The following is a 10,805-nucleotide window of genomic DNA, read 5'->3' on the forward strand; positions in this document are numbered from 1 at the left end:
TTTCATTTTATACATTGTATACAAAATGTATCCGGTTCCGTACAATCCCCGGAAACCTGCTTTAAGCATAGCTTTTTCCGGGAGAAAAAGCAATACATTATATAAAAAAATATATAGAAAACATATAAAAAAGGTATACCCATGCTTGTCTTATAAGATGTATAATATTGAGTATCAATAAGATAAATTTTTAACAGCCCTCAAGGTGCTCCTTAAGGGCAAGCGCGTATGCAAGCAAATCCAAGGTATCCGCATAGGCGCTGTAAAAATTTGACTATCTATAAAGATAAGAAAGGAAGGTTTTTATGGCAAGGAAAATGAAAACCATGGATGGTAACCATGCAGCAGCACATGCGTCATATGCATTTACAGATGTTGCGGCTATCTATCCTATCACCCCTTCCTCACCCATGGCGGAAGCTACGGATGAGTGGGCAACAGCAGACAGAAAGAATATGTTCGGTCAGATCGTGCACATCACAGAGATGCAGTCTGAAGCAGGTGCGGCAGGTGCCGTTCACGGATCCCTGGCAGCAGGTGCTCTGACAACTACCTACACGGCATCCCAGGGTCTGCTTCTTATGATTCCTAACCTTTACAAAATTGCCGGCGAGCAGCTTCCCGGTGTTTTCAATGTTTCCGCGAGAGCGATTGCATCCCATGCACTGAGCATTTTCGGTGATCATTCCGACGTATATGCATGCCGCCAGACCGGCTGCGCCATGCTCTGCGAAAGCAGCGTCCAGGAAGTTATGGACCTTACCGCAGTTGCTCATCTTGCAGCTATTAAAGGAAGCATTCCTTTCATTAACTTCTTCGACGGATTCCGTACCTCCCATGAGATCCAGAAGGTGGAGACCTGGGATTACGAAGACCTGAAGGATATGGTAGATATGGATGCCGTTGACGCATTCCGTAAGAAAGCCCTGAATCCTAACCATCCCTGTCAGAGAGGTTCCGCGCAGAACCCTGATATTTTCTTCCAGGCAAGAGAAGCAAGCAACCCTTATTACGATGCGCTTCCCGGAATTGTCCAGACTTACATGGACAAGGTTAATGAGAAGATCGGAACAGACTACAAGCTGTTCAACTACTATGGTGCAGAGGATGCCGAGCACGTAATCGTAGCTATGGGATCCGTAAATGATACCATTGAAGAAACCATCGATTACATGATCAAAACCACAGGTGCCAAGGTTGGTGTCATTAAGGTTCGTCTGTTCAGACCTTTCTGTGCGGATGCCCTGATCGGAGCCATTCCTGAAACCGTTAAGCAGATCACCGTACTTGACAGGACCAAAGAGCCGGGCGCACAGGGTGAGCCTCTTTACCTTGATGTCGTTGCAGCACTGAAGGGATCCAAGTTCGATGCGGTTCCCATATTCACAGGACGTTACGGCCTGGGTTCCAAAGATACCACCCCTGCACAGATCGTTGCCGTATACAACAACGCTGAGAAGCAGAAATTTACCATCGGTATCGAAGACGATGTGACCAACCTGTCCCTGAAGCTGGGCGCTGAGCTGGTTACCACTCCCGAAGGAACCACAAACTGTAAATTCTGGGGTCTTGGTGCAGACGGTACGGTAGGTGCCAACAAGAACTCCATTAAGATTATCGGTGACAATACCGATATGTATGCACAGGCATACTTTGATTACGATTCCAAGAAGTCCGGCGGTATCACCATGTCCCATTTACGTTTCGGACATAAGAAGATTAAATCCACATACCTGATCCGTCAGGCTGACTTCGTTGCATGCCACAATCCTGCCTATGTACGTAAGTACAATATGGTTCAGGAGCTGGTTGACGGCGGCACCTTCCTGCTGAACTGCTCATGGAACGCGGAAGAGCTGGACAAGCACCTTCCCGGACAGATGAAGAAATTCATCGCTGACCACAATATCAACTTCTACACCATCGACGGTGTTAAGATTGGTATCGAAACCGGCATGGGTCCCACACGTATCAACACGATCCTGCAGTCCGCATTCTTTGAACTGACCGGAATCATTCCTGCCGAGAAGGCAAACGAACTGATGAAGGCTGCTGCAAAGGCTACTTACGGACGTAAGGGCGAAGATGTTGTTATGAAGAACTGGGCAGCTATCGATGCAGGCGCCAAGGGCGTTGTTAAGGTAGAAGTACCTGAAAGCTGGAAGAACTGTGAAGATGAAGGACTTGATTATGCAGTGGTAAGCGGCGGCAGAAAAGATGTGGTTGATTTCGTTAACAACATCCAGACCAAGGTAAGCGCTCAGGAAGGAAATACCCTGCCTGTATCCGCATTCAAGGATTATGCGGACGGTTCCACTCCTTCCGGATCTTCTGCTTATGAGAAGAGAGGTATTGCGGTTAATGTACCTACCTGGGATCCTACCAAATGTATCCAGTGTAACTTCTGTTCTTATGTATGTCCTCATGCCGTAATCCGTCCTGCTGTTATGACGGAAGAAGAAGCAGCTAATGCTCCTGAAGGAATGAAGATGCTTGATATGACCGGAATGCCCGGTAAGAAATTTGCAGTAACCGTATCCGTACTTGACTGTACCGGATGTGGATCCTGTGCAAATGTTTGTCCCGGCATGAAGGGGGAGAAGGCTCTGAACATGAATCCTCTTGAAACACAGCTTGCTGAAGAGAAGATGTTCAACTACGGACAGTCCGTATCCGAGAAGCCTGAAGTCCTTGAAAAATTCAAAGAGAATTCCGTTAAGGGCTCACAGTTCAAACAGCCTCTGCTTGAGTTCTCCGGAGCTTGTGCAGGATGTGGTGAGACACCTTATGCGAAGCTGATCACACAGCTGTTTGGCGATAGAATGTATATTGCAAACGCAACCGGATGTTCTTCTATCTGGGGTAACTCTTCACCGAGTACACCTTATACCGTAAACAGAGCCGGCAAGGGACCCGCTTGGGACAACTCCCTGTTCGAAGATAACGCTGAGTTCGGTATGGGTATGCTGCTTGCACAGAACGCAATCAGAGGCGGGCTGAAAGCTAAGGTTGAAGAGGTACTTGCCAATACCGGGGACGAAGCTGTTAAGGCGGCATGCCAGGAATACCTGGATACCTACAACAGCGGCGTGACCAACGGACCGGCAACCGATAAGCTGGTAGCGGTACTGGAAGCACAGGACTGCGGCGTATGCCAGGATATCGTTAAAAACAAAGACTTCCTTTCCAAGAAATCCCAGTGGGTATTCGGCGGTGACGGATGGGCATATGATATCGGATTCGGCGGTGTGGATCATATCCTCGCCAGCGGAAAAGATATCAACGTTATGGTATTCAACACCGAAGTATATTCCAATACAGGCGGACAGGCTTCCAAGGCTACCCCTACCGGTGCTGTAGCACAGTTTGCAGCCGGCGGTAAAGAAGTGAAGCAGAAAGACCTGGCTGGTATTGCAATGAGCTATGGTTATGTATATGTAGCACAGATTTCCATGGGTGCTGATTACAACCAGACCGTTAAGGCTATCGCAGAGGCGGAAGCTTATCCGGGACCTTCCCTGATTATTGCTTACGCTCCTTGTATCAACCATGGTATCAAGAAGGGTATGAGCAAGGCTCAGACCGAAGAAAAACTGGCTGTAGAGACCGGTTACTGGAATATGTTCCGCTACAATCCTGCTGCTGAGAAGAAATTCATCCTTGACAGCAAGGCACCCAGCAAGGATTTCCAGGAATTCATCAGCGGTGAAGTAAGATATACCTCCCTGGCTCTGAAGGATGCCGACAAGGCTGCAAGGCTTCAGGCTCAGGCTGCGGAAAACGCAAAAGAAAGATATGAGTATCTGCAGAAGCTGCAGACTCTGTACGGAGACAACTAATTACTGACCGCATTTGCGGTAAGGCTTACCGGGGGAGGCGAAGGAAACTTCGCCGTACCCCGGGTGCTGCCTGAAGAACAAAAATATAAGCTGGCTTGGGATTGTCTCAAATCCAGCTTTGTTTTTGGATGTACCAGTTAATTTTTTAACAATCAGAAAGAGGATAAACAAAAGAATATGGGTATAGTATCTGATGACGCTACCATCTTAAAAATTAAGCACGAGGTACTCACTGAAGTGGCTAAGCTGGCATTTGCCGGTGAACTGGACGAGAAAAAAGAGAATATTCCCTACGATATGATTCCCGGGCCCGAAGCGCGTTTCCGCTGCTGTATTTACAAGGAAAGGGAAATTATCAGACAGAGAGTCAGACTGGCAGAAGGAAAATGCCCCGGTACCAGAGAGAGCAGCAATATAGTACAGGTTATCAACTCCGCCTGTGAGGAATGTCCCATTTCCTCCGGATACGTAGTTACCAACCTGTGTCAGGGATGTCTGGCAAAATCCTGTAAACAGTCCTGTAATTTCGGGGCTATTACCATCGGTGACGATCGTTCCTTTATCGATCCGGACAAATGTAAAAGCTGCGGAAAATGTGCACAGGCTTGTTCCTATTCCGCAATCGTTAAAATACAGAGACCCTGTATGAAGAGCTGCCCTGTCAGCGCCATAACCATGGACGAGCATGGAGTATGCCAGATAGATGAATCCAAATGTATCCAGTGCGGACAGTGTATCCATAATTGTCCTTTCGGGGCCATTGCTTCCAAGACAAGCATTGTGGATATTATCAATGAAATCCGTTCCGGCAAAAAGGTAGTGGCTATGCTGGCGCCTGCCGGAGAAGGACAATTTGGTGAAAACATCACCATGGCAAGCTGGAGGACCGCTATGAAGAAGATCGGCTTTGCCGACTTCGTGGAAGTGGGCCTGGGCGGTGATATGACTGCTGCGTTTGAGGCGGAAGAATGGGCGGAAAGCTTTAAAGAAGGCAAGAAAATGACCACCTCCTGCTGTCCCGCTTTTGTTAACTATATAAAGAAACATTTTCCTGAGCTGACGGATCATATTTCCACCACCGTTTCCCCCATGTGTGCGGTATCCAGGATGCTGAAAGCAAAGGATCCGGAGACGGTTACCGTATTTATCGGGCCTTGCATCGGCAAGAAGTCTGAAGTGCAGGATCAGAAAATCGAGGGGAATGCGGATTATGTCCTGACCTTCGGAGAGATCCGCGCCATGATGCGTGCCAAGGACGTACAGCTGGAGCCGGAAGAAAACACGAGCCAGGAAGCGAGTGTATTCGGCAAGCGCTTCGGCAACGGCGGCGGTGTGACGGAAGCTGTCGTGGAATGCCTGAAAGAGACCGGGGAAAATGCCGACCTTAAGGTGGCAAGATGCAGCGGTATCGCAGAGTGTAAAAAAGCGCTCATGCTCTTCAAGCTGGGCAAGCTGCCGGAGGATTTCATCGAAGGCATGATTTGTGAAGGCGGCTGCGTGGGCGGACCCAGCCGGCATAAAGCGGCTCTTGCCGCCAAGAAGGACAGGGATAAACTGATTTCCCAGGCAGATGCAAGAGGCGTACATGATAACCTGAAGAATTACGATATGGATTCCTTCTCCATGCACCGATAGGTGCATTGCATCGATAGGTGCATGGCATCGATAGGTGCATGGCATCAGGGAATCGTTATCCTGGAAGGAGCTGGTAGTTTACTGGCTCCTTTTTTTATATTATAATGAATAGAAATATGCTGGCAGAAGCATACATGGTAACCGCCGCCGTGCGGTTCTGTTTAGGATCCGGGGGATGAGGGGGAGCAGGAGTGAAAACAAAAAAGGCACTGCAGGAATCGTGTTTAACGGAAGAAAAACGCCAGCCGGCGCAGCTGAAATGGAGTATGACTATTCTGATGCTGCTTTGCTGGCTTTTGCCGCTTGCCATTCTTACCATGGCAATACTGACCTATGTTTCGAACCGGTTTTCGGGCCAGATGAAAGAAAATATAGAAAAAACCATGGATACCGCTGTGGAAATATGTGAAATGCGGGTGGAAGCGGCAGTGCGGGTATCCCGAAATGCCTCTTACATACCTGAAATCAAAGAAAGCTGGAGACAGTATCAGGCGGACGGAGACAGGCTTGACCTGTATGAGAGGGTTACCACCTTCCTGGAGCAGATGTACCGCTATGACAGCAGCTTCTTAAGCACTATACTGTATTTTACCGAGGAGCCGGAGCGGATTTATTACAGCTACAGCAGCAATAACTATGACAGCATCAAACAATTCAAGAGCCTGGCAAGGGAACGTGTGGAACAGAAAGCGCAGGAGATTGACACCGGGATAGGCTGGGTGAATGAAAGAGGCCATTTATATATGGTCCGTAATATCATGACCCCCGTGTACCGGCCCTATGCCGTAATTGTTATGGATATTGATAAAGACAGCGTATTTCAGAGTGTGGAGGGGATTCCCTGGTATCTGGATTACGATGTGAGCATAGATGGGGAATGGGTGTTCGGGACAGGCTGGGCGGAGGATTTTATCCGCCGGGAGAGCGCGGAACGGTACAGCGAATACCATGAGGAGAAGGATGTGGCCTACGTGACCTGCGAGCGGAAAATGGACAGCCATGTCATCCGCTATGTAGTGAAGCTGGACTATGATGCTATCCATTACGAGAAGGAGGCCATACGGTACATAACTATTTTGATGATGGCATTTACCATCCCTCTTATTTTTATTGTATTTTATTTCCTGTACAGAAAGGTTACCATGCCGGTAAAACGTCTGATCGATGCGGCTTCGGAGATTGAAAAGGGCCATTTCGGGGTGCAGATAGAGAAAAAGGAGAAGAGCAGGGAGTTTTTATATCTGGACAATGCGTTTAACAGCATGTCGGATAAGCTGAAAAACCAGTTTGAACAGATATACCTGGAGGAGCTTGCCCTGCGGGATGCCAATATTATGGCCCTCCAGTCCCAGATCAACCCCCATTTCCTCAATAATACCCTGGAGATCATCAACTGGGAGGCGCGGATGGAGGGAAATGACCGGGTAAGCAGCATGATCGAAGCTCTTTCCACCATGCTGGAGGCTACCATGGACAGGAAGAAGCAGCAGATGATACCGCTGTCGGAAGAGATCAGCTATGTGGAGGCTTATTGCCATATCATCAGGCAGCGTTTCGGGGAGAAGTTCCAGTTTGAGAAGCAGATCGATCCAAAGCTTCTGCAGACAGAGGTTCCCCGGCTTATCATCCAGCCTATCATGGAAAATGCGGTGGAGCACGGACTGGCAGGACGCGCGGGTAAGATCGTGCTCCGCATTTATGCCGAGGCAGATAAGCTCAAGATAGAAATTATCAATGACGGCCTCATGACAAAGGAAGACAAAAAGAAGGTGGAAGACCTGCTTGGCAGCGGAACGGACAGCGGTGAACAGCATTCCGTCAGCCTGGGAATCTGCAATGTGAACAAGAGATTACAGATAATTTACGGCCCGGATTGCGGGCTGACAATCAAAAATGACAAAGAAGATTGTACGGTAAGCACAATAACAGTCAAATTGCATAAATAACTTCCGGCGGAACAGAACAATAAAAGACAAATAATCACAATAGGAATCATTAACCTTTCCCCTGGATTGTTATATGATTAGTACAGATGAAAAACAAGTCATCCAAAACGAAAGGGAGGTTTCTTACATGAAAAGAAAATTATTAGCTTGTGTATTAGCATGCACGATGGTGGCTTCACTGGCAGGCTGCGGTAACAGCGCAAGCCAGACGGCAAGTGAATCCAAGCCGGCGGAGACTACGGCGGCGGAGCAGAGCCAGGCAGAGGACAGTACACCGGCAGAAGAATCCACAACAGAAGCAGAAGCGGGAACGCTGGAAGTAAAGAGCGGAACCACGCTGAATGTAACAACAACCTTCGCGGGTGAAGAAAGCAACGTACAGAACTATCAGGATTCCGTAAAGAGATGGGAAGACAAATACGGATGTACCGTAGCGGATTCCTCAGGAACAGCGGATGAAACCTTTAAGTCCCGTGTAATTTCCGACTTTGAAGCAGGCGCGGAACCGGATGTGCTTTTCTACTTTAACGGCAACGACTCCAATCCCTTCGTGGAAGCGGGAAAGGTAGTTACCATCGATGAAATCCGTACCGTATACCCTGATTACGCATCAAACATGAAGGATGATATGATTCCTGCCTGTCCTGCGGACGGAAAGAAATATGCAGTTCCCTTCTACGGCTACTGGGAAGGCCTGTATGTGAACAAATCCGTTTGTGAGCAGGCCGGTGTGGAAATTCCCGGAGCAGACACCACATGGGCGGAGTTCCTTGATATCTGCCAGAAAATCAAAGATGCCGGATTTACTCCTATTGCAGCATCCCTGGCAAAAGAGCCTCATTATTGGTTTGAGTTCGCTATTTACAATCATGACACACCCGCTACCCATGCATCCGTACCCGCATCCCTGGACGATGCAGCAGGAAAAGCTTGGATCGCAGGCCTGGGAGATATCAAGGATCTGTTTGAAAAAGGATATTTCTCTGAAAACACCAATACCGCAGAGGCTTCTGAAGTATTCCAGAGCTTTGTAGACGGGAAAGCGGCATTCTATGTGGACGGTTCCTGGAAAATGGGCGGTATTGCAGAAGCAACCGACGATATCGACAACTTTACCGTAACCTTTGTACCCGGAGCAAACGAGCGTAAAGCAAGCGATATTATCAGCGGACTTTCCTCCGGCTGGTATATTACAAAAAAAGCATGGGATGATCCGGAAAAACGTGCGGCAGCCGTTTCCTTCGTAAACGATATGCTTACTGACGAAAATGTATCACTTTTCGCACAGACTGCAGCAACTGCGCTGAAGAATGGTGTGCAGCTGGATACGGCTTCCCTGAATTCCCTGCAGCTTGACAGTCTTGACATGATTAAGTCCGCAACAGCGGTATCTAATGCGGCACAGGATCTTTGCACACAGGAACAGAGAGCACCTATCTTTGACCATATGCCTGAAATCGTGACCGGCAGTGTCAGCATTGAAGACGCTATTTCCCAGGTGCTGGAGAATATGAGCGAATAATCGCCGGTATCGGATATAAATACGCAGACTATAACAACACAAGGGCCGAAGGCTTTTCCTCCGGCCCTTTCATGAAGAAAATAATGAGGATATGACGTAATAATAAAGCTGTAATAAGGTTTATATCGTCAGCGCCCGGCGGAACGGGCAGAGAGGTGTTGGTATGAACAATCAACCAAAGTACAGTTTACAAGGGACTACACAGGGTAGGTATCTGACGGGAGGTGTGCTACCCGTCAGATTTTCCATGTAATATTCAAGCTGTCGCTTGTGGCGGCTATGGTGGTAATCATCAAATCCACCACCCGCCGCTTGTCGTCAAAGGATACATTCTCCCAAGTGTCGAGGTAGCCGGAAATCTGGCTGACCTGTTCCGGGCTGATGGCTTCCACCGTCAGCTCCGCTATCCTCGCCAGAAGTTCCTGCTTGCGCCCGTCCAGTTCCGCTATCTTCACATTCACATAGGAGAGCAGGACATTGTTTGCGCCCGTCAGACTGTCCACCAGCTTTTCAATCTCGCTGTCCACATGGGCAAGCTCCACTTGCAGTGCTGCAATTTTCGGGTTTGCCTTTGCCGCTTTCTTTCTGCCTGTCAGCGTCTTGTAGCTTGCCAGCTTCTTTACCATCTGCTGATAAACAACCGCTTCCAGTTCCGAAGTGATGATTTTCCCGCACCCGGCACAGCTTTTATTGTCCAGCCGCTTTGTGCAGCGGAGATATTGCTTTCCCACAGGATTGTTAATGCTCATAAGGGCATACCCGCAGTTCCCGCACTTGATTTTTCCCGCCAGCCATGTATGGGTGGCTTTCCGGGCAGACTGGATTTTCATGTTGTTCATCAGCTTCTTGCGGCAGGTCAGCCAGATGTCAGAGGGGACAATGCCCTCATGGGGAGCCAGCACCAGCATTTGGTCTTTCAAGTCGTTCTTTTTGCTGGGCTTCACATCCCGCCCTTGATACAGATAGCAGCCGTTCATGCCCGTAAAATCGGCAGCGTCATTGACAATGACTGTCCCTTGACTTTTGAAAAACTCGTACACATCAAGGTCTGCCTGCACATAGACAGGATTGCGTAACATCTGCGCCAGCGTGGGGCGTATCAGCTCTTTGCCATTGAACAAGATACCCTGTTCGGCAAAGTACCGGGTAATGTCCCCGTAGGAGGTAGTGGGCTGGGCGTACATCTCAAACATCAGCCGGATATTTGCCGCTTCGTCTGGATTTACCACCAGCTTTTTTGTGTTGATACCGTCCATCTTGATTGGCTCTGTATGAAAGCCGTAAGGGGCTTTCCCACCCATCTTGAAACCTCGCTGGCTGCGGGAATAGTAAGCGTCCGTTACTCGCTTCTGTATGGTTTCCCTTTCAAGCTGGGCGAACACGATACAGATATTCAACATCGCCCGCCCCATCGGGGTGGAGGTATCAAATTTTTCCGTAGAGGACACAAACTCCACATTGTACTGCTGAAACAGCTCCATCATGTTGGCAAAGTCCAGAATGGAACGGCTGATACGGTCGAGCTTGTAAACCACGACTTTTGCAATCAGCCCCCGCTTGATGTCCCGCACCAGTTCTTGAAACTTCGGACGGTCTGTGTTCTTGCCGCTGTACCCTTTGTCTGTGTATTCCTTGCAGTTCCCGCCTTTCAATTCGTATTTGCAAAATTCAATCTGGCTTTCAATGGAAATGCTGTCCTTTTTGTCCACCGATTGTCTTGCATAGATTGCGTCTATTCGATTGTTCATATTGTCGCTCCTTTTCTTAAAAAGAAACGGAGCTGCTGACACCTTTATTATACCGCCAGCAGCCCCGCAAATCAACGATGGCTTCGGAAAATCTTATGCCCCGGCTTCCTCACTC

General features: G+C 48.6%; 5 protein-coding genes. 4 read left to right on the top strand and 1 reads right to left on the bottom strand.

Features of this window, described 5'->3' with window-relative positions; all coding sequences use genetic code 11:
- Positions 1–305: 305 nt before the first annotated feature.
- The 4 genes from nifJ to DXA36_RS18440 all read left to right on the top strand — a co-directional run bounded on the left by nifJ (position 306) and on the right by DXA36_RS18440 (position 8,942).
- A complete protein-coding gene (gene nifJ, locus DXA36_RS18425; protein WP_118680949.1) occupies positions 306–3,839 on the top strand; it encodes a pyruvate:ferredoxin (flavodoxin) oxidoreductase in 3,534 nt (1,177 codons plus the stop codon).
- Positions 3,840–4,022: 183 nt separating this feature from the next.
- On the top strand, positions 4,023–5,474 hold the full coding sequence (locus DXA36_RS18430; RefSeq protein WP_118680962.1) for a 4Fe-4S dicluster domain-containing protein: 1,452 nt from the start codon (positions 4,023–4,025) through the stop codon (positions 5,472–5,474).
- A 191-nt stretch (positions 5,475–5,665) separates the two neighbouring features.
- Positions 5,666–7,420, top strand: a complete 1,755-nt coding sequence (locus DXA36_RS18435) for a sensor histidine kinase (RefSeq protein ID WP_118680950.1) — start codon at positions 5,666–5,668, stop codon at positions 7,418–7,420.
- Positions 7,421–7,547: 127 nt separating this feature from the next.
- Entirely contained in the window at positions 7,548–8,942 is a 1,395-nt protein-coding gene (locus DXA36_RS18440) for an ABC transporter substrate-binding protein (protein ID WP_118680951.1), read from the top strand.
- Between the two features lie 236 nt (positions 8,943–9,178).
- Here the strand turns inward: DXA36_RS18440 and DXA36_RS18450 are convergent, their stop codons facing one another.
- The gene (locus tag DXA36_RS18450; protein WP_044930692.1) at positions 9,179–10,690 is read right to left on the bottom strand and encodes a recombinase family protein; all 1,512 of its coding nucleotides are present in this window, start codon (positions 10,688–10,690) and stop codon (positions 9,179–9,181) included.
- Positions 10,691–10,805 lie beyond the last annotated feature (115 nt).

Source organism: Eisenbergiella sp. OF01-20 (assembly GCF_003478085.1).
Taxonomy (GTDB): Bacteria; Bacillota; Clostridia; order Lachnospirales; family Lachnospiraceae; genus Eisenbergiella.